General features: G+C 56.5%; 21 protein-coding genes. 17 read left to right on the top strand and 4 right to left on the bottom strand.

What is annotated here, in order from left to right:
• Window positions 1–39 precede the first annotated feature (39 nt).
• The 3 genes from Mag101_RS13130 to Mag101_RS13120 all read right to left on the bottom strand — a co-directional run bounded on the left by Mag101_RS13130 (window position 40) and on the right by Mag101_RS13120 (window position 5,247).
• The gene (locus tag Mag101_RS13130) at window positions 40–3,177 is read right to left on the bottom strand and encodes a chitinase C-terminal domain-containing protein (RefSeq protein WP_077405852.1); all 3,138 of its coding nucleotides are present in this window, start codon (window positions 3,175–3,177) and stop codon (window positions 40–42) included.
• Window positions 3,178–3,454: 277 nt separating this feature from the next.
• Window positions 3,455–3,913 (bottom strand): hypothetical protein, encoded by a 459-nt coding sequence (locus Mag101_RS13125; protein ID WP_077405849.1) that lies wholly within the window; start codon window positions 3,911–3,913, stop codon window positions 3,455–3,457.
• A gap of 191 nt (window positions 3,914–4,104) precedes the next feature.
• On the bottom strand, window positions 4,105–5,247 hold the full coding sequence (locus tag Mag101_RS13120) for an acyl-CoA desaturase (protein WP_077405846.1): 1,143 nt from the start codon (window positions 5,245–5,247) through the stop codon (window positions 4,105–4,107).
• Window positions 5,248–5,915: 668 nt separating this feature from the next.
• Between Mag101_RS13120 and Mag101_RS13115 the strand changes: the two genes are divergently transcribed.
• Both Mag101_RS13115 and Mag101_RS13110 read left to right on the top strand, forming a co-directional pair.
• Window positions 5,916–7,925, top strand: coding sequence for a hybrid sensor histidine kinase/response regulator (locus Mag101_RS13115; RefSeq protein WP_232325022.1), 2,010 nt, complete (start codon window positions 5,916–5,918; stop codon window positions 7,923–7,925).
• 105 nt (window positions 7,926–8,030) lie between these two features.
• Window positions 8,031–11,486 carry an EAL domain-containing protein gene (locus Mag101_RS13110; RefSeq protein ID WP_077405843.1) on the top strand — a complete coding sequence of 1,152 codons (3,456 nt, stop codon included), beginning with the start codon at window positions 8,031–8,033 and terminating at the stop codon, window positions 11,484–11,486.
• 91 nt (window positions 11,487–11,577) lie between these two features.
• Here the strand turns inward: Mag101_RS13110 and Mag101_RS13105 are convergent, their stop codons facing one another.
• Window positions 11,578–12,384, bottom strand: a complete 807-nt coding sequence (locus Mag101_RS13105; protein WP_077405840.1) for an inositol monophosphatase family protein — start codon at window positions 12,382–12,384, stop codon at window positions 11,578–11,580.
• Between the two features lie 218 nt (window positions 12,385–12,602).
• Here Mag101_RS13105 and trmJ point away from each other — a divergent pair, with 218 nt between their 5' ends.
• The 15 genes from trmJ (at window position 12,603) to hisS (ending at window position 25,721) form a co-directional block, all read left to right on the top strand.
• Window positions 12,603–13,382 (top strand): tRNA (cytosine(32)/uridine(32)-2'-O)-methyltransferase TrmJ, encoded by a 780-nt coding sequence (trmJ, locus tag Mag101_RS13100; RefSeq protein ID WP_077405837.1) that lies wholly within the window; start codon window positions 12,603–12,605, stop codon window positions 13,380–13,382.
• 209 nt (window positions 13,383–13,591) lie between these two features.
• Window positions 13,592–14,086 carry a Fe-S cluster assembly transcriptional regulator IscR gene (iscR, locus tag Mag101_RS13095; RefSeq protein ID WP_077405834.1) on the top strand — a complete coding sequence of 165 codons (495 nt, stop codon included), beginning with the start codon at window positions 13,592–13,594 and terminating at the stop codon, window positions 14,084–14,086.
• Between the two features lie 116 nt (window positions 14,087–14,202).
• A complete protein-coding gene (locus Mag101_RS13090; protein WP_077405831.1) occupies window positions 14,203–15,417 on the top strand; it encodes an IscS subfamily cysteine desulfurase in 1,215 nt (404 codons plus the stop codon).
• 42 nt (window positions 15,418–15,459) lie between these two features.
• Window positions 15,460–15,864, top strand: a complete 405-nt coding sequence (gene iscU, locus Mag101_RS13085; protein WP_077405828.1) for a Fe-S cluster assembly scaffold IscU — start codon at window positions 15,460–15,462, stop codon at window positions 15,862–15,864.
• 69 nt (window positions 15,865–15,933) lie between these two features.
• Entirely contained in the window at window positions 15,934–16,257 is a 324-nt protein-coding gene (gene iscA / locus Mag101_RS13080; protein WP_077405825.1) for an iron-sulfur cluster assembly protein IscA, read from the top strand.
• A 101-nt stretch (window positions 16,258–16,358) separates the two neighbouring features.
• Window positions 16,359–16,877 (top strand): co-chaperone HscB, encoded by a 519-nt coding sequence (gene hscB, locus Mag101_RS13075; protein ID WP_077405822.1) that lies wholly within the window; start codon window positions 16,359–16,361, stop codon window positions 16,875–16,877.
• Window positions 16,878–16,886: 9 nt separating this feature from the next.
• Complete coding sequence (gene hscA, locus Mag101_RS13070) at window positions 16,887–18,767, top strand: Fe-S protein assembly chaperone HscA (protein ID WP_077405819.1); 1,881 nt, start codon at window positions 16,887–16,889, stop codon at window positions 18,765–18,767.
• Window positions 18,768–18,838: 71 nt separating this feature from the next.
• Window positions 18,839–19,177, top strand: coding sequence for an ISC system 2Fe-2S type ferredoxin (gene fdx / locus Mag101_RS13065; protein WP_010132565.1), 339 nt, complete (start codon window positions 18,839–18,841; stop codon window positions 19,175–19,177).
• A gap of 19 nt (window positions 19,178–19,196) precedes the next feature.
• Entirely contained in the window at window positions 19,197–19,391 is a 195-nt protein-coding gene (iscX, locus tag Mag101_RS13060; protein WP_077405816.1) for a Fe-S cluster assembly protein IscX, read from the top strand.
• Between the two features lie 177 nt (window positions 19,392–19,568).
• Window positions 19,569–19,994, top strand: a complete 426-nt coding sequence (ndk, locus tag Mag101_RS13055; protein ID WP_077405813.1) for a nucleoside-diphosphate kinase — start codon at window positions 19,569–19,571, stop codon at window positions 19,992–19,994.
• 108 nt (window positions 19,995–20,102) lie between these two features.
• On the top strand, window positions 20,103–21,248 hold the full coding sequence (rlmN, locus tag Mag101_RS13050) for a 23S rRNA (adenine(2503)-C(2))-methyltransferase RlmN (protein WP_077405809.1): 1,146 nt from the start codon (window positions 20,103–20,105) through the stop codon (window positions 21,246–21,248).
• A gap of 79 nt (window positions 21,249–21,327) precedes the next feature.
• Window positions 21,328–22,113 (top strand): type IV pilus biogenesis/stability protein PilW, encoded by a 786-nt coding sequence (pilW, locus tag Mag101_RS13045; RefSeq protein ID WP_077405807.1) that lies wholly within the window; start codon window positions 21,328–21,330, stop codon window positions 22,111–22,113.
• Window positions 22,103–23,161 carry a RodZ domain-containing protein gene (locus Mag101_RS13040; RefSeq protein WP_077405803.1) on the top strand — a complete coding sequence of 353 codons (1,059 nt, stop codon included), beginning with the start codon at window positions 22,103–22,105 and terminating at the stop codon, window positions 23,159–23,161. The genes pilW and Mag101_RS13040 overlap by 11 nt, the downstream gene beginning before the upstream one ends.
• 120 nt (window positions 23,162–23,281) lie before the next feature.
• Complete coding sequence (ispG, locus tag Mag101_RS13035) at window positions 23,282–24,403, top strand: flavodoxin-dependent (E)-4-hydroxy-3-methylbut-2-enyl-diphosphate synthase (protein ID WP_077405800.1); 1,122 nt, start codon at window positions 23,282–23,284, stop codon at window positions 24,401–24,403.
• A gap of 55 nt (window positions 24,404–24,458) precedes the next feature.
• Window positions 24,459–25,721 (top strand): histidine--tRNA ligase, encoded by a 1,263-nt coding sequence (gene hisS, locus Mag101_RS13030; protein WP_077405797.1) that lies wholly within the window; start codon window positions 24,459–24,461, stop codon window positions 25,719–25,721.
• Window positions 25,722–25,725: the final 4 nt, after the last annotated feature.

The following is a 25,725-nucleotide window of genomic DNA, read 5'->3' as shown; positions in this document are numbered from 1 at the left end:
GCTGCGTCGCCGGCCGGGAAAATCCATTTCGTTGATTGCTTAGATGTTGCAGACAAATTCCCAGCTGCCATCCGCGGTGCCCGGGACCGATTGAGTCCACCACTTGGCGCGATACACGCTGCCGTCGTGGATGATCAGGTCGCCGCCCGATGCATTGCCGCCTTGCGGCCATTCCGGGTAGGTAACCAGTCCAGCGGTGCTGATACCCTGCGCGCTACAGCTGTCGCTGCCACCGCCCGAAGAACTTCCACCAGAGGAGCTACCACCGGAAGAGCTGCTGCTTGACGAACCGCCGCTGGAAAGATCGGCCAGTGGCAGATCCGGGTACTCGAAGGCCAGCGCATAAGCGGTGCCGTCAATCGTCGCGGTGTAGGCTTGTGGACCGGAGACCGGCAGGTAGTAGTTGAGTGTCATGTCCCAGCTTTCACCGTTGGCCAGGTCTTGCCATGCGGGCAGGCTGAAGCGCACACGGTGGAACTCATTTTCCAATCCGCCCACGTTGCCACCAGAAGCATTAGCGCCGTCCTCAATCACTTCCAGACCAGCACCACTCTGGTCGGTGATGATGTTGGAAGTGGACGTTGGCATATCAAACTCAAACACGGTGCCGCCGGGCAGGGTGCCGCCGGTGTTGTTGGTGATATACATCTTGGGGTTCAGCGGGTAGTTCTGGTCGCCGAGCTTGAACTCAGTGACTTCGATGCCGATATCCAGTGCTTCAGTGGGTACAGCGCGGTCGGTGCGCAGGTGACGGTAGTCACTAGCGTTGGCGAACTTGTCGTAAGCCAGGGTAGTGAGGGTATCGCCCATGTAGTACTCACCCTTCGCCGCGTCCCAGCTGTAGTCGCCGGCCAGTTCCCAGAACATGATGCCGCCTACGCCCTGGTCGATGACATACTGCACTTTGGCGTCCATGGACTCTTCGTCTTCAGTGGAGATGAACACGTTTTTCTGCGCGTTCCACAACCAGGGTGCTTCCGACACGCTGTCGTAGTTACGTGCATAGGAGCCAACCAGTGCGTCGTCTGGGTCGCCCGCCGGGTCGAGACCGTACTCGGTCACGTAGCTGCCGAGGATGCCGTTCTCCAGGTTCTTGGCGTGCCACATTGGGTTGGAACCGGCGCCCATCTCGTTGCCGTTTTCGTCCAGGTCGTGCCACATGTTATCGATGCCGATGGCGCCGTGGCCGCAGTCAGACGCGCCACCGGTGCCTTCCGGACACTCGGATTGAGCAGGCAGTGCTGCGGAGCCGCCGAGTCCATTGGCGCCGCCGGATACACCCTGCCAGCCGCGGGTATAGTAGGGGATACCTACGTTGATACGCCCTGCGGGCATAGAGCCGCGGAAGTATTTAACCGCCCAGTCAATGTTCAGGTAGCCAATGCCACCGTACTGAGAAGTGCTGTACACGCTAGCCGCCGCCAGTTCCGGGTCGTTGCCGTTATCAAACAGCGCCGAGTTGTGGCCAACGTATTCATTCCACGCCCCGTGCAGGTCGTAGGTCATGATATTGACGTAATCCAGATACTGGGTGATCTGCATGGTTTCCATGCCGCGCAGCAGGTAGCCGGATGATGGCGAGGCGATGGTCAGCATGTAGTGGGTGCCGTCCTGCTGGCCTGCCTCGTCGAGCTTCTCACGCAACACGCGCATTAGCTCAACGTAGGACACCATGAGCGAACCGCGCAGTGGGTTGGCAATGCCGAAGTCCATCGGGTTACCGGCGTCATTCATACTGGTGGGGTATTCGTAGTCGATATCCACACCGTCAAAGCCGTATTCGCGGATAAACGCCACGGAGGAGTTGGCGAAGGCTTCGATGCCCTGGTGATTGATGCTGCCGTCGGCGTTGGTGGTCATGGTGTAGAAACCACCGTCGTCAACGCGGTCGCCATTCTCATTGAAGTGACCGCCGGTTTCTGCCCAGCCCCCAACGGAGACCAGGGTTTTCACTTCCGGGTGCTGTTCCTTGAATTTGGACAGCTGGTTGAAGTGACCCTTGTAGGCGTAGTCCGGATCGGTTTCCGCGCCGGCGATACCCGGCCATTCCATGCCAGTGGCAGGGTTGTCGGGGTTGTTGGTATTACCGACAGAAACGGAGTAATCGCTGGCTACGTGCGCGAAGGCATAATTGATGTGGGTGATTTTGCCCCACGGGATGTCTTTCACCAGATAGCTGGGCTGGCCGTTGGCGCCGTTACGCCAGCTGGTGAAGTAGCCAATAATCCGACGCGGGTGGTCGGCGCCCATGTCTTCGCGGCCTTCTGCATCGTAGATGTCACAGTAATTCGGTGCGGTGCCCGGCGTGGTGTAGAGACCGTCCGGGCGGCATGGGTGGTCGCCAATCACGACTTGCTCATCGGCAACGGAGATGCTGGATTCCGCGCTTGCGGTCTGGCCATCGTTGTCGGTCGCCACAGCGGAGAGGGTGTGATCGCCGAGAGTGGCGGTCCACTGGGTGCTGTAGGGCGCGCTGGTGTCGGTGCTGACCAGGCTGCCGTCCACATAGAATTCGACCTGAGTCACGCTGCCGTCCGCATCGGATGCGCTGGCACTAATGGTCAGTGCATCGCCGGTGGTGTGGCTGGAGCCATTGGATGGTGCCGTGATGTTCACTTGTGGCGGAACCGGGCCAACCACGACTTCTTCCACGTTGATGGCTACCGCCGTGGTGGTTGTGCTGAGGTCGTCGTTATCGGTGATGCGCGCGCTCAGGCTGGGAGTGCCCGCGACCGCGGTCCAGGTGGTTTGCCAGGGGGCAGCGGTGTCGGTGGCAACCAGTGCACCATCGACAAAGAATTCAACGGCAGTTACCTGGCCGTCAGCGTCGGACGCCGAGACGCTAAAGACAACGCTGTCATTTTCACTGAAAGTTGCACCGGCGGTGGGGGCGGAAATCGAGCCCTGGGGCGGTGTCAACGGAGGTGGTGTGCTGTCACCACAGGAGCCCAGAAGGGTCCATTCCTGATAGGGGCCAGAGAACTGTTCCGGGTTCTGGTTCTGGGTCCACCAGTTTGCCTGATAGGCATTGTCATTGTACTGGACCTGGGCACCACCGTTATAGGAGGGGCCCGCTTCCCAGATCGGGAGAGAGGTGCAGTCTACAGCGGCATAGCTGTGTCCGGCAGAGAGCATGGCAGCGGTCATCAGACCGAGCCTGAGCGGATTGCTGATCATAATTTGTTCACCTTGCGGCAGATTATTTTTATAAGAATTCGACGCTAGAACCTCGGCGTCATGAAATGACATCGCTGTCAAAATAGCAACCGAGGTTTGTCTAGGCAACTGGCGGCTTTCAGAAAATTGTCACAAAAGTGAATTTTTGCGCCAGTTTTTTGGCGATTTTGCGGGGAATTGGAAGTATGTCACATTGGGCCCGCATCGACGCAGGGCCCGCTAGGGGGGGAGAGTGCGGTGGCCGTATGGCCCTCGAAGTAACAGATAGATATCTCTATCACATGTCCCAAAGGGAGTTGGTGGCCATCGACAGAGTAATCCGTTCCTTGTCCTGAATGTGCTTCAGGTTCTCGAATACTTCTTTCACTTCTGCTGATTCGATGGAGCCGTAAACGGCGTGGTAAAGCTCGGAAAAGTAGCGATCTACCTCCTGACCAAGCTTATTAATCTCGTCGATGGAGGGTTTGTCGCTTAGATAGAGCTTCTGTACCAGCTCACCGGCGGATTCTTCATGGGTGTACTGTAACCAGGTCTGCATCACCTTTTGTTCCGCGACGGCACCGTAGTTTTTCAGGTTGTTGGCCATGCGCAGTTCGTGCTCATGGAGGTGCTTTAGCAGCAGTTGCGTGCGATTATCCTGGGCATTTTCCAGAAGTTGCTGGTAAACACCGGCCATATCCAGGTGAAACTTCTGAGCAGCTTTGAGAACTTCGTGGGCCTGTTTGAACGTCTTCATCTGCGCGCCTTCTCATTGATGGATGTCTTTATGGTTTTCGTCGTTGGGCTGTAGGTTTCGGGACGATAGGTTCAAAAAGGAAGTTTTGCCTTCTCTTATGGTTATAGTGCAAATCTCGCGGCGTTCAAGTCTTCATTCAATATCGTTTCACATACAAAAAAGGCGACCCAAATGGGTCGCCTTTTTGTTGTTTACGCTGCCGCAGGAGCGAGGTGGAACTGTTCCATCATAATCTGCAGCCGTTTTCGCTGCATTTTCAGGCTGTACTCCAGCTCTTTAACGCGGGTGCGGACTGCGGCATTTTCCCACTTTTCCACAAGCCGCTCGCGGGCGTTTTCGTAGCGCTGTTGCTGCAGTTCTTTCCACTCGGCAAGCGATGCTGAGAAGTCTTGTGCTTCGCGCTCCAGCAGCTGCTTCCAGCCTTCTTTATGCTTGGAGTTCTCCAGTTTTTGCTCCGCGCGCTTGAACTGCATGGTAAGCATTGCGCGCTGGATACGCATGGCCGGTACAGTTTTCAGATTGTGTGCTAGGCCAAACCAGCTTGCGGTCTTGATCAGCCATTTGGTGGGATCCCACTGGTACCAGCGGATGCCATTGCGGTAATCGGTCTGAAAAATGTGGTGGTAGTTGTGGTAACCCTCGCCAAAGGTGAAAAACGCCAGCAAATCGTTGTCGCGGGCAGTATTTTCATCGGTGTAAGGGCGGCGGCCCCAGATATGCGCCAGGGAGTTGATAAAGAAGGTGGTGTGGTGGTTAACCACAATGCGCAGAATACCCGCCAGCAGCAGCATGCCGATTACATCGCCGGTGAGCAGGCCCAGAACCAGAGGGACACCAACGTTCATGGCGACGGTGATCGCGATGTAATTGTTGTGCTGCCACATTACGATTTTGTCGCGCTGCAGGTCTTTGGCGTTGTCAAAGTCGACTTCACCACTGGGGTATTCCCGCAGCATCCAGCCGATGTGGGAGAACCAGAATCCGCGCTTGGCAGAATAAGGATCCTGCTCGTTGTCATCGCAGTGGCGGTGGTGGCGACGATGGCCAGAACACCAGATCAGCGCGCTGTTCTGAAGTGCGGCGGCACCGAAGAGCGCATAAAACAGGCGCAGGGACCAGTGAGCCTCATAGGTGCGGTGCGACCAGAGGCGGTGATAGCCAGCGGTGATGGAGAAACCGCAAAAGGCACCCAGCACAGCGAATGCCAACCATTGATACCAGTGGTATCCGACCATGAAACCGTAAAGCGGGACCAGAGTCACAGCAGCCAGCCCGGTACTGGCGAAGAGTATCGTCGTCAGCCAGATACGGGGGGCTTCGGGAACTGCTTTCATATTTTTACAACCTTGTTAGAGCCTACCGATCTCGGCCCGTTGCGCAGTGCATGGACCGAAAGACAAATCCTACCGCAGATGCCGATTCGGGACACGTTTTTAGAGGGCACTTCGCCCCTGAAACTGTGTTTGTGAGATCTATTTTGACCCGAGAACCGCAGAAGCAGGCTGGTTTCGAGCAATGTGTTTGCCCAATCGAGTGGCTAGAAAGTCACATATTAATCGAATGGTCGCATTTTGCATCCTTTTGGTGCGCTAGTGGATTTTTGCGTTCAAAGATGGGTCAACCGTTGTCATTTTTCGGTAAAACCATTGTGTATAGCACAGGTATTTCACCGTTTGCCGTTCTGGGTTGGTTAATTTGCGTACACTTTTTGTTCTGTCAGGACTTTTTTCTGTTTATTTTGTCTTTCTTAAAAAGTTGGCACACCAGTTGCAATGTCTCTGATGTGGGTCGAAAGATCCATGCTCCGGGAATCCATCACGGGTTATGGCAAACGAAATAATGCGTGACTTCCCGTTTTCTCTCATCATCGCTATTTTGGGCCCCGCTTTGCGGGGCCTTTTTTTATCCTGCAATAAGTGATTCACTAGCCGTAATCTGGCTGTCATCTACGGCCATTCCTGGCGATATTTAGCATTCGCGACAATACGGTCACGGTAATACGGTGTCGAAGACGACTCTAACTCAATCCAATGCTGGCGACTTTTTGCTTGCTACTCCCAGTGAGTTGGCGAGCTTGGGCGCGCAACAGGCGTTGGCCCAGGTTCAGTATTTGCACGGCCTGCTGTTGAATACGAATCAGGGGTTCTGGGAGTGGCACCCGGAGACTGGCGCTCAGCGCGCCACCGGAAATGTTTGGCAGCAGCTGCATGAAAACCCAGATGTTGCGCTCAGTAGTGTGTGGAGTGGCGACCTGAGTTTGGTGCATGCGGACGAGCGCGATGCGTTGCGGGCACTGCGCAACCGTCTGTCCCAGCAGGGCACTTTTGTCGATACCGCCTTCAGAGCTTCTGCTCGTGATGGTCAGCCGGTTTGGTTGCGTCTTTGGGCTCGAGCCTTTACCGACTCCGCCGGGAAACGTTTTTTTCTTGGCGGTTGCTCGGATTACAGTGAGCCGCTAGAAGCGCGTGGCCCGTCGAATTTTTCTGGTGAACGATTACAAAATGCTCTCGATGCGGTCGGTGATGGCTTCTGGGAGTGGGATCTGCGCGTTGATGAGGTAGTCCTGAGCGAAGCCTGTTGGCAAATGCTCGGTTATCCGCGACGGCAGAGTGATGCGGATGCTAGGGCGGCACTGGCCCGCTGGAAGACGCATATGCTTCCAGATGATTACCCTGAAGTTAAGCAGGCTATGGAGGATACGGTACGCGAGCGCCTACCTCTGGATGTGGAGTATCGCCTTAAGCATCAGCAGGGCCACGTGATCTGGGTGCGTTGCCGCGGTAACCTGCAAACCAGCAGCGGCGGTCAGCCGATTCGCGTGTTGGGCACTTTGCAGGATGTAACGGCGGCTAAAAAGAAACAGTTGCAAGCGGAGCAAGAGTTGCTGCGCCTCAAGCAGGAAAGCAAAGATCGGGCGGAACTAATCTCCAGTTTGGGGCATGAGCTGCGCACGCCCCTGAACGCTATATTGGGGTTCAGCCAGATGGTTGAGCTTGATCAGAGCGTTAACCCAGATCAGCGCCTGCGTCTGGCGGAAATTCGTAAGGCCGGCCAACACCTGCTGCACCTGGTCGGCGATGTATTGGATCTTGCGAGAATTGACAGCAATCGGCTCGCCCCTTCGATCGAGCCGGTACAGCCAGCGAACCTGGTGGCGGATTGCCGCCAGCTTCTAGAGCCACTGGCGGAAACCCGCAAGGTGAGCCTTACCTTTGAGCCTTTGGGGTGGGAACGTGCCTACATTCTTGCTGACCCCGTGCGCTTCAAGCAGGTAGTGCTCAACCTGGTTGGCAACGCGATTAAATACAATCGGGAAAATGGACGGGTGGTAATTTCGCTTGTGCCGCAGGCGGAGGGCTGGCTGCGTCTCAGTGTGCTGGACACCGGGTGCGGAATTCCTGCCAGTAAGCAGCCCCAGGTATTTGAACCCTTCAACCGGCTTGGTGCGGAACAGGGGAAAATTGAAGGTACCGGTGTGGGATTGGCCATTGCCCGGCAATTGACCGAAGCCATGGGTGGTCGCATCGGCTTCGATAGTGAAGAAGGGCAGGGGTCGGTATTCTGGATCGACTTCCTCATGAACGATGCTCCCAGTGAAGTACTGCGCATGGCCGCACGCCCGGACTACGCCAGGGCCTTGCCTCCGTGTCGCCTGCTGTATGTAACGGGCCGAACTGCAAACGCAAATCGGCTCAGGGGGGTGTTGTCGTCAGTGGAACAGGCGACGGTGCAGGTGTGCAACGACGCGATGAAAGGCATTTTCAGTGCCCGAACCGCGCGGCCTGACCTGATTTTGGTCGATGATGATCTACACGGGGTATCGCTCAAAGATTTTTCCAGTATTCTGCGCGATGACCCAGTAACCGCCCGTATACCGCTTGTGGGAATTATGGATCAGCCTGCCCACTGCGTGGACTTGAACGTACCGGTTAACTATGACCTGGCACGGCTATCCGAGGCACTGCGGCGTGGCTTGGCTTTCGAGTTTGCACATGATGCCGGTCAGGAATGAAGCCGCCCGCTTAGCTAAATAACAAAATACCCTGAGGCCACATTACTCAGACTGTGCAATGTGGCGAGAGAAGAAGAATATGTTGAACAAGGGAAACCGGGGTCGATGATCGCGCGCGCGCAAATGGATGGCAGTCAACAAGAGGTATTTGGGCTGCCACCCGCGGGCCCAGTACAGCCGCAATCTGACGGCTTGTGGTCTGGGGCAATTGTGCTTGCGCTGGGTTGCTACGCGCTTGCCTATCTGTGTAAACACTATCTGTCGATCAGCGATGGTATTGCCGCCATCTGGCTGGCAGATGCGCTGACGATTGCCTACCTGTTTCGTTACACTTATGCATCATGGCCGCTGCTGTTACTCGCATCGTTTGCGGGCACGTTTGCGGCCGCGGTTGTGTCGGGGATCGATATCGCGATTGCTCCCCTCTACTCGCTTGCTGGGGTGGTTGAGGCAAGTGTCGCAGCTGGTTTGCTGCGGTTTTTCTGCATCAAGGGCGATTTCTTTGACGGCACTGGGCGTTGGCTAAAATTTATATCGTTTGGTGCCTTGCTGCCGACCTTCGCCGGGGCCGGTTTTGGTGCATTTGTCGCCTTCCGGTTTGCCGACTTACCTTTTAGTGATGTCTTTCTCGTTTGGTACCTTGCCGACGTAATTGGTATAAGCGTATTTTTTCCGATTGTCTATTTGTGGTTAACGGGTAGCGGAGTATGTGATTTCAATCTGCGCGCCTGTTCCCGCTTCTTTACGGTTTCATCCCTCGCCCTGAGCGGCGTCTTTTTGTTGCTAATTGCTCTCCCGCACCCCTTTGTATTTATTTCACTTCCTCTGATTTGGGCCGTGTCCCGCTTGGAAATATTTCAGTCGCTATTGCTGATATTTATCGCCATCGTGGTGCAGCTACTCGCATATTCCGGTCGCTTGCCCTGGATGCCTGTAGGCGCGAGTGAAGTGCAAAACTCGCTGGATCTGGTGCCACTGTACGCTGCAGTATTCCCTGCTTATATCATGGCGGTGGTGTCGCGGGTGGAGCGTCAGCGCGGGCAGCGGATCATTGAAGTAGAGAGTAGCTTTCGTGCGGCGATGGCATCTTCACGCATTGGCATGCTGTTGGTTTCACTGGACAACCGCATCATTCAGTCCAACCCCAGCTTTTGTCGCTTTATCGGCTTCACCGATGTCGAACTGCGCGGGATGAGTATTCATGAGGTTGTATCGATACCGCCTTATGGGATTGGTATTCGTCGCGAAGAGAAGGAAGGCTTTGAGCGTCCGTTGCTGGATCTGGAATTTGGCTTTGTGCAGGACGCAGAACTCTGTTTTATCCGCAAAGATGGCAAACAGTTGTGGGGGCACTGGTCCTGTTCGGTGGCGCGGGGAACAAACAATGAGCCACAGTATGTGGTTGTTCAGGTTGAGGATATTGACTGGCGCAAACACAGCGAAGAGCAACTGGCACGCGCAGAAGAGCGTTGGAAATTTTCTCTTTCGGTTACCGGTCAGGTGGTCTATGACTGGGATCTGATTACCGGCAAGACCTTTTTCTCCGAATGGTTGGGTAGCGGCATAGGGATTGAGTCTTCCTGTCTCAAGAGCAGGGATGATTGGTTGCAAAGATTAGTCGGTGAAGATCGGCAGAAGTTGGAGGCAGCTCAGGAAGCCCATATCGATGGCGACGCGGCGGATATTGATTGCCAGTATCGTGTGCGCACGGACTCCGGCGAGCTGCGCTGGATTCATGAGGTCGCACATATTATGGAGTCGAGCCATGGAGATGAGTCGCTACGCTTAATTGGGGTGTTACGAGATATCACCGAAAATAAGCAAATGGCGCAGTCGCTGGAAGAGGAAAAAGAGCGTTTACAGGTAACCCTGAATGCGATTGCGGATGCAGTTATCGCCACGGATCAGTATCGCAACGTGACGTTTATGAACCCTGTTGCCGAGCAGCTCACCGGCTGGAAACTGAATGAGGTGCAGGGGAAGCAAATTGAAACCATTCTGAACCTTTCTTATGGGCGCGGGAGCGAAAAAATTCCGCGTCCAGTGGAAGAATGTTTGACCGAGAACCGACCGGTATTTTCCGCAGAAGGTGCTGTGCTCTATCACCGAGACGGAAGCGGTTATGACGTCAAGTGCTCCGCGTCCCCGCTGCGCTCATGCAGTAGTGAATTGCTTGGAGCGGTGTTGGTTTTTCAGGACGTGACCGAAACGCGCCAGCTAATTCGCCAGTTGCGCTATAAGGCTAGCCACGATCATTTAACCAGTCTGCCGAATCGGGAAGCGTTTCGGCGAGATTTGCTGGAAGCGGTTAGCACGGTACGCAACTCCGAGCGCGTCCATGTGTTGGCGTATATGGATCTGGACCGCTTTAAGGTTATTAACGATAGTGCTGGGCATCAGGCCGGTGATGCATTGTTAAAAAATGTTGCACGCTTCTTGCGAGGTCACCTGCGCGCGTCAGACCAAGTGGCGCGTCTTGGGGGTGATGAATTTGGCATCCTGCTGCGGGACTGTAACAAGGAACAGGGGATAGCCCGTTGCGAACAGTTAGTGCGAAAAATTATTGCGCTGCGTTTCCCGTGGGGCGGTCGCATTTTCGATGTTGGCGCCAGTGTCGGGGTGACAGAGATCTCCCATGAAAATAGCCAGGTCGCTGATCTTATGAGTCAGGCGGATGTGGCTTGTTACTCGGCGAAACACAGTGGGCGCGGTGTGGTGATGCTATACGAGCCTGACCATAGTGCCGCGGCGGAACAGCACCGTGAAATTCATATGGCTTCGCGTATTCGGGCGGCGCTCGATAGTGGCAGTTTCCGCCTGTATGCCCAGCCGATAGCAACGCCTGCCAATCCTGCAGATATTCATCATTATGAAATTCTGGTGCGTATGCTCGACAACAATGGGGAGATTATTTTCCCTGGCGCCTTTATTCCTGCGGCCGAACGCTACGGGCTGATGCTGCAAATCGACAGCTGGGTGGCGCAAGAGTTCTTTGGGCGTAAAGCCCAGTCAATCGCCGAGAGCGGGCTGAAGTTTGCGGTGAATTTATCCGCCGATGCGTTGAGCGATCGTACCTTTCAGCAGGCATTTTTTGACCTGTTGCGAGGCTCTCCTGTGGTTCCCGGCCAGCTTGGTGTTGAAATCACCGAGACTGCAATGATCAATCAGATGGAGAGCGCAAGCCAGTTTGTTGCGGAGCTGCGCAGTATGGGGTGCACCATTGCGCTGGATGATTTTGGTAATGGATTGAGCTCTTTCAACTACCTGAAAAATTTCGCGATTGATTACATCAAGATTGATGGCAGTTTCGTGCGGCATGTGGATTCGAATTTTGTCGACCTGATGATTGTGGAGTCGATTAACCAGGTGGCGCACCGCTTGAAGGCGCAGACCATTGCGGAATTTGTGGAGGATCAGGCAACCGTCGACAAGCTGGATAAGATTGGCGTGGATCTGGTGCAGGGGTATCACATTGGCAGACCAGTACCTCTGGATGAGATTCTGGATGGCGTGTTGAAGCGCAGTACAGCTCACGAGCGAGATCTGGCGCCGGCACTCTGAACAGCCGTTATGAAGCAATCAAACATGAAGCAGAAAAAAGGGCGCATATGCGCCCTTTTTTCTGTACTGTTTTTTACCTGGCAACAAGCGTTTACTGGCGGATTTTGCCCAGGTGCTTGCCAACAATTTGCAGCAGCGGCTTGAAGGTTTTCGGCGTGGCGCAAACCAGGTTGCCGGTATCCAGGTAGTCATTGCCGCCACGGAAATCGCTGATCAGGCCGCCAGCTTCTTTGACCAGCAGTGAGCCTGCGGCGATGTCCCAGGTGTTCAGGTACATTTCCCAGAAACCGTCGAAACGGCCGGCGGCAACGTAGGCGAGGTCCAGTGCTGCTGCTCCAGGGCGACGGATGCCGGCAGTTTGCCCGGCGATTTCTTTCATTGCCGCTAAGTAGGTGTCGATGTTATCCAGTTGTTCGCCGCTGAATGGAATGCCGGTGCCAATCAGTGCGCCGTTCAAACCCTGACGGTTGGATACACGAATACGGCGGCCATTCAGGGCTGCGCCACGGCCGCGGCTCGCGGTAAATTCTTCACGTTTGATCGGGTCCAGAACCACGGCGTGCTCGATCTGTCCTTTGTAGCGACAGGCGATAGATATCGCGAAGTGCGGCATGCCGTGAATAAAGTTGGTGGTACCGTCCAGTGGGTCGATGATCCACTCGTATTCCGGCTCGGCCCCTTCGATGACGCCACTTTCTTCGGCGCGGATGCTGTGCTTAGGGTAAGCCTTGCGCAGGTGATAGATGATTTCCTGCTCGCTGGCCTTGTCCACTTCCGTCACGTAATCGTTGCGACCTTTCTCTTCAAACTTCATCAGGTCGCCGCGCTCCCAGGCGCGTTCGATCAGTTCACCGGCCTTGCGCGCCGCGCGCAGGGCAATATTCAGCATGGGTTCCATAGGGATTCCGCGATCAGTTGTGGATTGTGGATGGTAAAAAGCAATGCCGGGCTCGCCGGCGGGCGCGATTGTAGGGATTTCCGTACAATTTTGCTACACTCCGCGCCCGTTTTGTAACAGTCAAGTGTAGAGTGGCCACGCAGCGCCTCGCTACCTGCAAACCAGCTCAGACCCCGGTACTCACCATGGCGATTTCTCCCTCGGAAACTTCAACTCAGATGGCTTCACAGTCAGCGCTGGCAGCGTTGGACAATATCCGTGTTGTACTGGTGAATAGCGCGCACCCGGGCAATATCGGCGGTGCTGCCCGCGCGCTGAAGAATATGGGACTGAGCCAGCTGTATCTGGTGCAGCCCCGTGAGTTCCCCGCGGCCAATGCGGTATGGCGCGCTGCTGGCGCATCGGAGCTGCTGGATTCCGCCGTGGTCGTGGAGACCTTGGAGGAAGCGGTCGCAGATTGTGGTTTGGTGGTGGCGACCAGTGCGCGGGAGCGCCGCATACCCTGGCCACTGCTGACCCCACGCGAATGCGGTGAGCGCGCAGTTGCGGAGGCCAAAACCCACCCGGTGGCATTGGTGTTCGGGCGCGAAGACCGCGGTCTCACCAATGATGAGCTGCAGGCGTGTAACTACCATGTGCACATTCCTTCCAATCCCGAATACAGCTCCCTGAATCTCGCCACCGCGGTGCAGGTATTGGTGTACGAGGCCCGTATGGCTGCGCTGGAAGCTGAAAAGGGTGAAGCGCTGCGCTTTACCGACTGGGATCGCCCGCCCGCCCGGGCTCAGGATATGGAGTTGTACTACGAGCATCTGGAGCTGGCGCTGGCGGAACTCGGCTTTATTGACCCGGATAATCCCCGCCAAACCATTACCCGACTGCGCCGTCTGTTCAGTCGCGTGCGCCCGGACGATATGGAGCTGGGTATCCTGCGCGGAATGCTGACCGCGATACAGAACCATATTCATCGCAGTGGGGGCAAGGGGCGGCCTGACTAGTTGGTCGATTGCGGCTCTCGGCACCTTTTCCGTCTGGTGGCCACCACGCGTAGGACCTGGCGCCAAATACCCGAGTGTATTACTCGGCTATATACTTGACTGAAGTAGTCGGTTATTTCATACTCGCGCCCAAATTGATGGTGTGCGCCCGTTAAATCGGGGGGCGCCGGCGGCCGGCACTGGCAAAACCGGTCTTGGAGGAAGGGTCTATGCGTTTGACAACCAAAGGGCGGTATGCGGTCACAGCCATGCTGGATCTGGCGTTGCATGCCGAGCGCGGGCCCATCAGTCTGGCCGATATTTCCAAACGCCAGGATATATCCCTGTCTTACCTCGAGCAGCTGTTCTCTCGCCTGCGCCAAGCGGAGCTGGTGTGCAGCGTGCGAGGGCCGGGCGGTGGTTACCGTCTGGCGCGGACCAGCGCAGAGATCTGCGTGGCGGAAATTATCGATGCGGTAAATGAATCCGTGGATGCCACCAGTTGTGGCGGAAACAGCGACTGCTCCGGCGGCGAGCAGTGCCTGACCCACTATCTGTGGACCGATCTCAGCGAGCAGATTCACGGCTTCCTCAACGGTATTAGCCTGGAAGACATGGTTAAGCGCGCAGAGGTTCAGGAAGTGGCCCGTCGACAAGACCGTCGCGGTAGGGCTCTGGACGATTCCGGTGAGCAGAAAGTGGCGATTATTGGCGGCCTGCAGTAAGGTGCCGTCCGCCCGGTCAGGCCAAGCGCCAGATCGACGATTGTTGAAAGTGTTATTTGCGCATTAATGACAGCAGTAAGGCGTTGGCAAAAGCCAGCGAGTGGAGACAAAAGATTATGAAGCTTCCCATTTATCTGGATTATTCGGCAACTTGTCCGGTAGACCCGCGCGTCGCCAGTAAAATGGCGGAGCAGCTGACGATGGAAGGCAACTTCGGTAACCCGGCCTCCCGTTCTCACCTTTACGGCTGGAAGGCGGAAGAGGCGGTCGAGGACGCGCGTCGTCACGTAGCCGAGCTGATTAACGCGGACCCGCGTGAGATCGTGTGGACCAGCGGCGCGACCGAATCTGACAACCTCGCGATTAAAGGTGCGGCGCACTTCTATCAGGGCCGCGGCAAGCACATCATTACTTCCAAGATTGAGCACAAGGCGGTACTGGATACCTGTCGTCAGCTCGAGCGCGAAGGCTTCGAAGTGACCTACCTGAACCCCAAGGAAGACGGCATCGTCTATCCGGAGCAGGTAGCGGAAGCGATGCGTGAGGACACCATCCTGGTGAGCCTGATGCACGTAAACAACGAAATCGGTGTGATCAACGATATTGCCGCGATCGGTGAGCTGTGTCGTGAGCGCAAGGTTATTTTCCACGTAGATGCCGCGCAGAGCCCTGGCAAGATCGATATCGATTTGGCGGAAATGAAAGTGGACCTGATGTCCTTCTCTGCGCACAAAATTTATGGCCCCAAGGGCATTGGCGCCCTGTATGTGCGCCGCAAGCCGCGTGTGCGCCTGGAAGCGCAGATGCACGGTGGCGGTCACGAGCGCGGTATGCGTTCCGGTACCCTGCCGACCCATCAGATCGTTGGTATGGGCGAAGCCTTCCGCATCGCCAAAGAAGAAATGGCTGACGAATCCAAGCGCATGCTGGCCCTGCGCGAGCGTTTCTGGAGCCAGATCAGCGATATGGAAGAAGTGCATATCAACGGCTCCGCTGAGCAGCGCGTGCCTGGGAACCTGAATGTAAGCTTTGCGTTTGTGGAAGGGGAAAGCCTGATTATGTCCCTGAAGGACCTGGCGATTTCCTCTGGTTCCGCGTGTACCTCTGCCAGCCTTGAGCCGAGCTATGTATTGCGTGCTTTGGGCGTGAACGATGAGCTGGCTCACAGTTCTCTGCGCTTCAGTTTTGGCCGTTTTACCACGGAACAGGACGTGGATACCGCGGCCAAAGAAGTAAGAAAGGCAGTAGAAAAACTGCGTGAGCTGTCCCCGCTGTGGGATATGTACAAGGATGGCGTTGACCTCAGCACCATCGAATGGGCGGCACATTAACGCACTGGCGCAGTAATTGAGACTTTTTGAGAGGGTATAGTCATGGCCTATAGCGATAAAGTAATTGACCACTATGAACACCCCCGCAATGTCGGTCGTTTGGACGACGAAGCGGACAACGTGGGCACCGGCATGGTTGGCGCCCCCGCTTGTGGCGACGTGATGCGCCTGCAGATTCAGGTGGACGACAACGGCATCATTGAAGACGCCAAGTTCAAGACCTACGGCTGCGGCTCCGCCATTGCTTCCAGTTCCCTACTGACCGAGTGGGTGAAAGGCAAGTCCCTGGACGAGGCAGCACAGATCAAGAACACCGAAATTGCCGAAGAGTTGGCATTGCCTCCGGTGAAAATTCACTGCTCCGTTCTGGCGGAAGACGCCATTAAAGCGGCAGTGAAAAATATCCGCGAGAAGCGCGGTGAAGAAGCCGAGCAGGCTGCGGGCTAACTAAGTAGCTAAGTTACTAAGTAAGTAGCATCCGCACAATCAGGTTAAGAAGTAAGGAGTAGCACCGATATGGCAATTACCATGACCGAAGCGGCCCAGGCACACGTGGCCAAACAGCTGGCCAGTCGCGGTAAAGGTATCGGTATTCGGGTCGGCGTGAAAACCGCCGGCTGCTCCGGTATGGCTTACGTACTTGAGTTTGTTGACGAAGCGCAGGCGGAAGATGCGGTGTTTGACTCGGGCGATGTAAAGTTGATCGTCGACCCCAAGAGCCTTGCTTATCTGGACGGCACCGAACTGGATTTCGTCAAGGAGGGGTTGAATGAGGGCTTTGAGTTCAAAAACCCCAATGTGAAAAATGAGTGTGGCTGCGGCGAGAGCTTTCACGTTTAAAGTTCAAGCGCAGCAGCAACAGGGCCGGGTGCGCATAAGCATGCCGGCCTTTTTGTTATTGGGCGATGCGCACTCTTCAGTAGGCGGTTTAGCAAGATCATATGCAGCAGAATCACTTTGAAATTTTTGGTTTGCCGGTTGGCTACCAGGTAGATCGCCAAGCGCTGGCGAAACGCTACCGCGAATTGCAGCAGGAGTTTCACCCGGATCGCTTCGCCGCAAAATCTGACCGCGAGCAAATGCTGGCCATGCAGTACGCCGCGCAGATCAATGAAGCTAACAACACGCTGAAAGATCCCGTGGCCCGTGCTGCCTATTTGCTGAAGTTGCGCGGCGTGGAGATCAAGGCGGAGCAGACCACCGCGGATGGCGCCTTTCTGATGCAGCAGATGATGTTGCGTGAGCGTCTCGAAGAGGTGCGCGAGGCGTCTGATCCGGAGTCAGAGTTGGAAGAGCTTGGCGCCGAAGCCGCCAGCCTGTTCAAGGCCCAGGAGCAGGCATTTTCCGATGCGCTGGATGCGGAGGCGCTGGGCGATGGCGAGAGCGCGTTGTCGAAGCTGCAGTTCCTCGCCAAGTTGCAGCGACAAATCGAAGAGCTCGAAGAAGATTTACTGGATTAATACAGACCTATGGCATTACTGCAGATTTCCGAACCAGGCCAAACTCCCGAACCCCACCAGCGCAAGCGCGCGGTAGGGATCGATTTAGGCACCACCAATTCACTGGTGGCAACGGTGCGCAGCGGCACTGCTGAAGCCTTGCCGGCGGAGGATGGTAAAGCCATTCTGCCGTCTGTGGTGCGCTATACCGATGCCGGTATCGAAGTCGGGTATGGCGCGCGCGCCGCTGCGGGAGATGATCCCTATAACACTCTGGTTTCCATCAAGCGTTTGATGGGTCGCGGGCTCGCGGATATCAAACACTTCGGTGAGCAATTGCCGTATCACTTTGCCGAAGATACCGGCGGTATGCCGGCTATCGAAACTGTTTCTGGTGCCGTAAACCCGGTGCAGGTATCGGCGGAAATCCTCAAAGTGCTGGCGCAGCGCGGTGCCGACTCCCTCGGTGGCGAGCTGGATGGTGCGGTAATCACCGTACCGGCATATTTTGACGATGCGCAGCGCCAAGCGACCAAAGACGCGGCCAAGCTGGCCGGCCTGAAAGTGTTGCGCCTGCTGAACGAGCCCACCGCGGCAGCAGTTGCCTACGGCTTGGATAAGACAGACGACGGTGCCGACTCCGCCGATAAAACTATCGCGGTCTACGACCTGGGTGGCGGCACCTTTGATATCTCCATTTTGCGCCTGTCCAAGGGCATCTTCGAAGTGCTTTCCACCGGTGGCGATAGTGCGCTCGGTGGTGATGATTTTGACCGCACAGTGGCGGAGTGGATTGCCGCAGAGGCAGGGCTCGGTACCGATCTGGACGCGGGCACCCAGCGCAAGTTGCTGGATGCGGCGCGCGCGGCAAAAGAAGCGCTGGCTGCGGAAGAAGCGGTTGCGGTGTCCTATCAAGGTTGGAGCGGTTCGCTGAGCCGGGAAAAGCTCGCAGAGTTGTTGGACCCGCTGATTAGCAAAACCCTGCGCGCGTGCAAGCATGCGCTGCGCGACGCGAACCTATCCGCAGAAGATGTGGAAGAGGTCGTGCTGGTTGGTGGTTCCACGCGCACGCTGCGTGTGCGTGAAAAGGTGGAGGGGTTCTTTGGCAGAAAGCCCCACGCCGATATCGACCCAGACAAGGTGGTGGCCATTGGCGCCGCGATTCAGGCGGATGTGCTGGTGGGCAATAAGTCCCGCGAAGACTTGCTGTTACTGGATGTGATTCCGCTTTCCCTGGGTATCGAAACCATGGGTGGCCTCACCGAGAAACTGATTCACCGCAATACCACCATTCCTGTGGCCAAGGCCCAGGAGTTCACCACCTTCAAAGATGGTCAGACTGCGATGGCCATCCACGTGGTGCAGGGTGAGCGCGAGCTGGTGGGCGACTGCCGTTCGCTGGCGCGTTTCGAACTGCGCGGTATTCCGCCCATGGTGGCTGGTGCGGCGCATATTCGCGTGACCTACCAGGTGGATGCGGATGGCCTGCTGTCGGTGACCGCGATGGAAAAAAGTAGTGGCGTGCAGGCCGAGATTACCGTCAAGCCATCCTATGGGCTTGAGGACACTGATATCACGCGTATGCTGCAGGACTCCTATGCCAATGCCGAGGAAGATATTGCGGCGCGCGCACTCCGTGAGGCGCAGGTCGAGGCCGAGCGCACCCTGGAGGCCATGCTTGTTGCCCTGCAAGAAAACGGTGCGGAACTGTTGAGTGAAGCCGAGCTGAGTGAGCTCGAGCAGGCCATGCAGGGACTACGGCAGGCGCACAATGAGGGTACCGCAGACGAGATTCGCAGCCGGGTCGAAGCGCTCAATACCCTGTCCGAGCCCTTCGCCGCGCGCCGTATGGATTCTTCCATCAAACGCGCAATGCAAGGCCACAGCCTGGATGAATTTGATAAGCCCTGAGGGCCTTTTGATAAACCCTGAAGGCGATCTGACACGCCCTCGGGGCGGTCATCGAACGAGAGTAATGAAATATGCCGAAAATCGTTTTCCTACCCCATGAAGAACTGTGTCCTGAGGGCAAGGTTGTCGAGGTGGATCCCGGTATTACCGTATGTGATGCCGCCCTGAAGCACGGTGTCCACATTGAGCATGCCTGTGAGAAGTCCTGTGCGTGTACTACCTGCCATGTCATCGTGCGTGAAGGGTTTGACTCTCTGGAAGAGCCGGACGAGCTGGAAGAGGACCTGTTGGATAAAGCCTGGGGCCTGGAGCCGGAATCTCGCCTATCCTGCCAGGCAGTGGTCGAGCAGGAGGATCTGGTGGTCGAAATTCCCAAGTACACCATCAATCAGGTTTCGGAAAAACACTAAACGGCAGGGAGCGTGCGTCATGAAGTGGACGGATATTCACGATATAGCCATCGAACTGAGCGATGGCCACCCGGATATTGACCCGTTGACGGTCAATTTCGTCGATCTTCGCAAGTGGGTGATGAATCTGCCGGATTTTGACGACGATCCGGAGCGCTGCGGGGAAAAGATCCTGGAGGCCATTCAGGCCGCATGGATCGAAGAGAACGAGTAGTCAGCCCTGCAGTACACACTTCACGCGACTACGCGTATAATCCGCGCTCCGCGATCATTGTTGGTTAATTAATCGACAGTTTGCGAGCTGAGAGAATTCAGGGAAGAGCAACGTTAGTTGCTCTTTTCGTATCTGATCTAAGACAATTTTTTTCAAAACCTAGAAATGGAGAAAACCATGGCCCTGGAACGTACTCTGTCCATCATCAAGCCGGACGCCGTAGCCAAGAACGTAATCGGCGAAATCGAAAGCCGCTTTGAGAAAGCCGGCCTGCGCATTGTTGCCATGAAAATGGTTCAGCTGTCTCAGGAGAAGGCTGAAGGTTTCTACGCAGAGCACAAAGAGCGTCCTTTCTTTAAAGACCTGGTTGAATTCATGACCTCTGGCCCGGTTGTTGTACAGGTTCTGGAAGGCGAAAACGCCATCCTGGCCAACCGCGACCTGATGGGTGCTACCAACCCGAAAGAAGCTGACGCTGGCACCATTCGCGCTGACTTCGCTGACAGCATCGATGCAAACGCTGTTCACGGTTCCGACTCCGCGGCTTCCGCTGAGCGTGAAGTGAACTACTTCTTCGCTGCCGAAGAAATCTGCGCACGCTAATTCAGCGCGTGCCTTTGCAGGAGTCTGCATTCATGCGGACTCTTGCTATCCCTACAAAGTTTTGCCGTTTTGGCAATTTCCGCACCGCGACCGGTGCAAGGTGAATCCATGACCGCGACTGTTGAAACAGTACAAACCGAAAAAGTGAACCTGCTGGGTCTGTCTGTGGACAAGCTTGCGGACTTTTTTGCCGGTTTGGGCGAAAAGCGTTTCCGCGCGGTGCAGGTATTGAAGTGGATTCACCAGAATGGCGTGGACGACTTCGAGCAGATGACCAACGTCAGCAAAGCCATGCGTGCCAAGCTGTCCGAAATCGCCGAAGTGCGTGCGCCCAAGGTCCTGAAGCAGATGGACTCCGCGGACGGTACCCGCAAGTGGCTGATCGAAGTCACCGGCGGCAATGTAATTGAGACCGTGTATATCCCGGATGGCGACCGCGGCACCCTGTGTGTGTCTTCTCAGGTGGGCTGTTCTCTGGATTGCAGCTTCTGTGCCACCGGCAAGCAGGGCTTTAACCGTGACCTGACTGCGGCTGAAATTATTGGCCAGGTGTGGATCGCGTGTAAGTCGTTTGGCCAGTTACAGCCTAATGGTCCGCGCAAGGTCACTAACGTTGTGATGATGGGCATGGGTGAGCCCCTGCTCAACTTCGACAACGTGGTCGATTCCATGAACCTGATGATGGAAGACAATGCCTACGGTATCTCCAAGCGTCGGGTCACCCTGAGTACCTCCGGCGTGGTACCCGCACTGGACCGTCTGGCGGAAGTAACCGATGTGAGCCTGGCGATCTCCCTGCACGCGCCCAATGACGAGCTGCGCAACGAGCTGGTGCCGATTAACAAGAAGTATCCCATCGCCATGCTGCTCGACAGCGCCCAGCGCTATATCGAGAACATGCCGGATAACCATCGCAAGATGACCATCGAGTACACCATGATCCGGGAGGTGAATGACCGCCCGGAGCACGCAGAACAGCTGGCCGAGCTACTGCGTGATGTGCCGGTGAAGATAAATCTGATACCCTTTAATCCGTTTGAGCTGTCCGATTATCAGCGGGTCAGCAATAACGCTTTGCGACGTTTTCAACAGATTTTGTTGGACAAAGGCTATACCGTAACCGTGCGTACCACCCGTGGCGATGACATCGATGCGGCTTGTGGTCAGCTGGCCGGCCAAGTAAACGACCGTACCCGCCGCTCCGAGCGCTATCGCAACGCCGAGCGCGCAGTACGGATTGTTGGCCAGGCCTAAGCCTCGATTGCTGCTAAGCATCGCCGAATGGAGTTGGCGTGTGGGGTTGTACGCACCCGATAACTATAAGGTGAGGCTAGTGTTAGCAAGAAACTCCAAGTCGGCTCTGCTCGCCGGATTGTTTATTACCCTGCTGCTGGGTGGCTGTGTCAGTACCGGCCCGGGCGGCAAGTCCATTGATCTCGACAAAGCTCGCGAGACCCATATCCAGCTGGGGCTGCGTTATCTGCAAAGTGGCAGTGATAACCGGGAGATGGCCCGTCATCACTTCCAGGAAGCGCTCAAGCTGGGTAAGAAAGACCCTCGTGCCCACCACGGCCTCGCGCTGCTGTATCAAGCAGATGGTGAGCTGAATGTGGCCGAATCCCACTTCAAAAAGGCCCTGCGCTACGATCGTAACTTCTCCATGGCGCGGGTGAACTACGGGGTGTTTCTGTATCAACAGGAGCGCTACCGCGAAGCGAAAGCCCAGTTCCTCACCGCATCCGAAGACCTCACCTACAACCGCCGTTCATTTGCGCTGGCCAATCTAGGGCGCGCCGAGCTGAGACTGAACGAGCTGGATGGTGCTGAGCGCGCCTTCACCAAGGCGCTGGCCCTTAGCCCCGGGCTACCGGTGGCGTTACTGGAACTGGCGGAGCTCAAGTTTCAAAAGCAGGACTACGAAGAGGCCAAGCAGTATCTGGACCGCTATACGGAAAAGAGCCGGCAGGTGCCTCAATCCCTGTGGCTGGGTATCCGTATCGAGAAGATTTTCGGTAACCGGGATAAAGAGCGAAGCTATGCCCTGGCTCTGAAAAACCTGTTTCCCTATTCGGCAGAAACGCTGAAATACCAGGAGATGAAGGCCGAAAATGAGCAGTAACGATTCCTCCGTAGCATCTACCGAGCACGCCTCCGGGCAGACCTCTCTGGTGTCTGTAGGAGGGCAGTTGCGCGCTGCCCGTGAGCAGGCCGGTCTTGAAATTGAAGAGTTGGCCAGTCGCCTGTGTATGACGGCCGAAAAACTCAGGATTCTGGAACAGGACGACTTTGATCGTTTGGCCGGTGCCATCTATGTGCGCGGCTACATCCGCAACGCCTGTAAAGAGCTGGGTCTCGATGCGGAGCCCCTGCTGGACGCATTTGCCCAGCAATCACCTGGCGATTCCACGCCTCATATCCCGGAAATGCCCCGTGGTATGAAGGTGGAAGGTAGCGGCGCTGCAGGTGGCGAATCGTCGTTCCGCCCGCTGGTGCTCGTGCTGGCGATCGCTGCTGCCGGAGGGTACTGGTGGTTTGGCATGCAGGGTGGAGCGCCGGCTCAAAACGTTGATCCAGCCTTTACTGAAATGACTCAGGAGCCCGAACTGGCCCCAGAGGCGCCGGTGGCGATGGCGGAAGTCATTGAGTCTGGTGCCGATGTGCAAGAACCCACTGCGGACGCCGTTGAAGTTGTGGCGTCGGATTCTGGGGTGTCGGAGTTGGAGTCGGTATCGCCAGTTGCACAGCCGGAAGCAGACGCTCAGGCAGTGTTTGCGCCGGCGGTAGTGGCCGATTCGACCGTATCATCCGGCTCCGCTCAGGAGTTGGCTGCTTCGTCAGAGCCTAAAGTGGCGCCAGAGCAGCAAATTGCAGCGGCTGCCGCTGAGCCTGCCTTGAAAGCAGAGGCGGCGCTGGCGGTAACTATTTCCGAGGCGGCGCTATCCCTGAGCTTCAGCGAAGAGGCGTGGATTGAGGTGGTCGATGCGGCGGGCAATAAGTTGTTGTCTCGGCTGCAGCCCGCGGGTTCCACGGTTGAACTGACTGGCGAGGCGCCATTTAACGTGATGATGGGCAATGCGGCGGCGACCACCGTCAGCTATGCCGGTGAGGTGGTGGACAGTGCGCCGCTAGGTACTCGCCGTACTCGCAAGCTGATTGTGGGCGGCTAGCGCCCCTTTTTGAGCTCCTTATTCTCCTCGCAAAGGGCGCAAACTCTGTAGGTTTGCGCCCAATCTATCTATAATCCTCCCGTTTTTCCGTCCCCGCTCAACACTAACGCAGGTTCTGTTATGCAGTTCGAGTCACCCATAGTTCGTCGCGTGTCACGCCAGATCATGGTGGGCAATGTGCCGGTCGGCGGTGGTGCGCCCATTTCCGTCCAGAGCATGACAAATACGGAAACCTGCGATGTGGCTGCCACTGTGGACCAGATCCAGCGCCTGGAAAACGCTGGTGCGGATATTGTGCGGGTGTCGGTGCCGTCCATGGACGCTGCGGAGGCTTTTGGCGAGATCAAGAAGCAGGTGGCTGTACCGTTGGTTGCGGACATTCACTTCGACTACCGCATTGCGCTGCGTGTGGCGGATCTGGGCGTAGACTGCCTGCGTATCAACCCGGGCAATATCGGCCGCGAAAAGCGCATTCGCGCTGTGGTGGATAAGGCTCGGGACCTGAATATCCCGATTCGTATCGGCGTTAACGCGGGTTCTCTGGAAAAAGACCTGCAAAAAAAATACGGTGAACCTACACCGGATGCGCTGGTGGAATCCGCGCTGCGCCATGTGGACATTCTCGACAGTCTGAACTTCCAGGAATTCAAGGTCAGCGTAAAGGCGTCGGATATCTTTATGGCCACGGCCGCTTACCGCAAGCTGGCCACCCAGATTGAGCAGCCGCTGCATCTCGGGATTACCGAAGCGGGCGGGCTACGCGCAGGTACTGTGAAATCGGCCATCGGCCTCGGCGCCCTGTTGCTGGACGGCATTGGCGATACTCTGCGTGTATCTCTGGCGGCAGATCCGGTGGAAGAGGTTAAAGTGGGCTGGGATCTGCTCAAGAGCCTGCGCCTGCGTACCAAGGGTATCAATTTTATTGCTTGCCCGAGCTGCTCGCGCCAGAACTTCGATGTGGTGAAAACCATGAACGAGCTCGAAACCCGGCTGGAAGATATCACCACGCCGCTGGATGTAGCGGTTATCGGCTGTATCGTGAACGGCCCGGGTGAAGCAAAAGAGGCGGATATTGGCCTGGCCGGAGGCACTCCCAGCCACGCCATCTATGTGGACGGGCAGCCGGACCGCAAATTCAAGAATGACAATCTGGTGGAAGACTTGGAGCAACTGATCCGCGAAAAGGCTGCGGCCAAGGCGGAGCAGGAGGCGAACATCATCGCCAAGGAAACCACCGAATAATATTGGGTGCCGGTGGATGCCGGCATCGCGTACGAACTGTATTTAAGGACTACCGTTGAAACAACTTCGCGCCATCCGCGGCATGAACGACCTGCTGCCCACCCAGTCCCCGGTGTGGCAATACGTGGAAAGCACCCTCAGCGAACTCTTCGCACGCTACGGATACAGTGAGATCCGTACCCCGTTGCTGGAAGCGACGCAACTGTTTGCCCGCGCCGTAGGCGAGGCCACCGATATCGTCGAAAAGGAAATGTATACCTTCGACGACAAGAGTGGTGACAGTGTCACCCTGCGCCCGGAAGGTACCGCCGGTACCGTGCGCGCGGCCATCCAGAACAACCTGCTTATCCAGCCCCAGCGCCTCTGGTACTTCGGCCCCATGTTCCGCTACGAGCGCCCGCAGAAGGGCCGCTTGCGCCAGTTCCACCAGTTCGGGGTGGAAGTGTTTGGTATCGAAGGTCCGGATATCGACGCCGAGATCCTGATGATGACCGCGCGTCTATGGAAACAGCTGGGTGTCTCCGAGCATGTATCCCTGCAGCTGAACTCCCTCGGCAACAGTGAGAGCCGCGCCGCTTACCGCGATGCGCTGGTGGAGTATCTGTCCGCGCGCAAAGACCAGCTGGATGAAGATAGCCAGCGCCGTCTCGAGCGCAACCCGCTGCGGATTCTCGATAGCAAGAACCCGGACACCCAGGCGCTGCTGGCCGATGCGCCTTGCCTGCTCGATTTCCTCGACGATGAGTCGCGCACACATTTTGACCAGCTGCGTGCCTTCCTGGATGCCACAGGGGTCACCTATGAGGTGAATCCGCGCCTGGTGCGCGGCCTCGACTACTATGGCAAGACGGTTTTTGAATGGGTGACGGACAGTCTCGGCGCCCAGGGCACCGTCTGTGCCGGCGGCCGCTACGACGGCTTGGTAGAACAAATGGGTGGCAAGCCTACCCCGGGCGTCGGCTTTGGTCTCGGTGTCGAGCGACTGGTGTTGTTACTGGAAACGCTTGAAGTGCTGCCGGACGCTCTGGATCAACAGGTCGATGCCTATATGGTCGCTGTGGGTGATGTACAATCTGCGGCCCTGGCCGCGGCCGAGCAGCTGCGCAGTGATCTGCCGTGGCTGCGCCTGCAGACCCACTGTGGGGGTGGCAGCTTCAAGAGCCAGATGAAGAAGGCCGACAAGAGCAATGCGGATTACGCATTGATCATCGGCGAAGACGAAGCGGCGGCGGGGCAAATTACGGTTAAGTCCCTGCGCGCAGATGTCGAGCAGCAGACCGTCGCGGTTGCTGAACTGGCAAAGATTTTACAAGGCTAAATTG

This window comes from Microbulbifer agarilyticus (assembly GCF_001999945.1).
In the GTDB taxonomy this organism is placed as follows: domain Bacteria; phylum Pseudomonadota; class Gammaproteobacteria; order Pseudomonadales; family Cellvibrionaceae; genus Microbulbifer; species Microbulbifer agarilyticus_A.
The sequence above is the reverse complement of the archived record's forward strand: the minus strand, read 5'-3'. Positions and strand labels throughout refer to the sequence as shown.

What these genes read in the sequence shown, in the direction of transcription:
- Mag101_RS13130 (WP_077405852.1), bottom strand. Translation starts at nt 3,177, where the DNA reads ATGATCAGCAATCCGCTCAGGCTCGGTCTGATGACCGCTGCCATGCTC.
- Mag101_RS13125 (WP_077405849.1), bottom strand. Translation starts at nt 3,913, where the DNA reads ATGAAGACGTTCAAACAGGCCCACGAAGTTCTCAAAGCTGCTCAGAAG.
- Mag101_RS13120 (WP_077405846.1), bottom strand. Translation starts at nt 5,247, where the DNA reads ATGAAAGCAGTTCCCGAAGCCCCCCGTATCTGGCTGACGACGATACTC.
- Mag101_RS13110 (WP_077405843.1), top strand. Translation starts at nt 8,031, where the DNA reads ATGATCGCGCGCGCGCAAATGGATGGCAGTCAACAAGAGGTATTTGGG.
- Mag101_RS13105 (WP_077405840.1), bottom strand. Translation starts at nt 12,384, where the DNA reads ATGGAACCCATGCTGAATATTGCCCTGCGCGCGGCGCGCAAGGCCGGT.
- trmJ (WP_077405837.1), top strand. Translation starts at nt 12,603, where the DNA reads ATGGCTTCACAGTCAGCGCTGGCAGCGTTGGACAATATCCGTGTTGTA.
- iscR (WP_077405834.1), top strand. Translation starts at nt 13,592, where the DNA reads ATGCGTTTGACAACCAAAGGGCGGTATGCGGTCACAGCCATGCTGGAT.
- Mag101_RS13090 (WP_077405831.1), top strand. Translation starts at nt 14,203, where the DNA reads ATGAAGCTTCCCATTTATCTGGATTATTCGGCAACTTGTCCGGTAGAC.
- iscU (WP_077405828.1), top strand. Translation starts at nt 15,460, where the DNA reads ATGGCCTATAGCGATAAAGTAATTGACCACTATGAACACCCCCGCAAT.
- iscA (WP_077405825.1), top strand. Translation starts at nt 15,934, where the DNA reads ATGGCAATTACCATGACCGAAGCGGCCCAGGCACACGTGGCCAAACAG.
- hscB (WP_077405822.1), top strand. Translation starts at nt 16,359, where the DNA reads ATGCAGCAGAATCACTTTGAAATTTTTGGTTTGCCGGTTGGCTACCAG.
- hscA (WP_077405819.1), top strand. Translation starts at nt 16,887, where the DNA reads ATGGCATTACTGCAGATTTCCGAACCAGGCCAAACTCCCGAACCCCAC.
- fdx (WP_010132565.1), top strand. Translation starts at nt 18,839, where the DNA reads ATGCCGAAAATCGTTTTCCTACCCCATGAAGAACTGTGTCCTGAGGGC.
- iscX (WP_077405816.1), top strand. Translation starts at nt 19,197, where the DNA reads ATGAAGTGGACGGATATTCACGATATAGCCATCGAACTGAGCGATGGC.
- ndk (WP_077405813.1), top strand. Translation starts at nt 19,569, where the DNA reads ATGGCCCTGGAACGTACTCTGTCCATCATCAAGCCGGACGCCGTAGCC.
- rlmN (WP_077405809.1), top strand. Translation starts at nt 20,103, where the DNA reads ATGACCGCGACTGTTGAAACAGTACAAACCGAAAAAGTGAACCTGCTG.
- Mag101_RS13040 (WP_077405803.1), top strand. Translation starts at nt 22,103, where the DNA reads ATGAGCAGTAACGATTCCTCCGTAGCATCTACCGAGCACGCCTCCGGG.
- ispG (WP_077405800.1), top strand. Translation starts at nt 23,282, where the DNA reads ATGCAGTTCGAGTCACCCATAGTTCGTCGCGTGTCACGCCAGATCATG.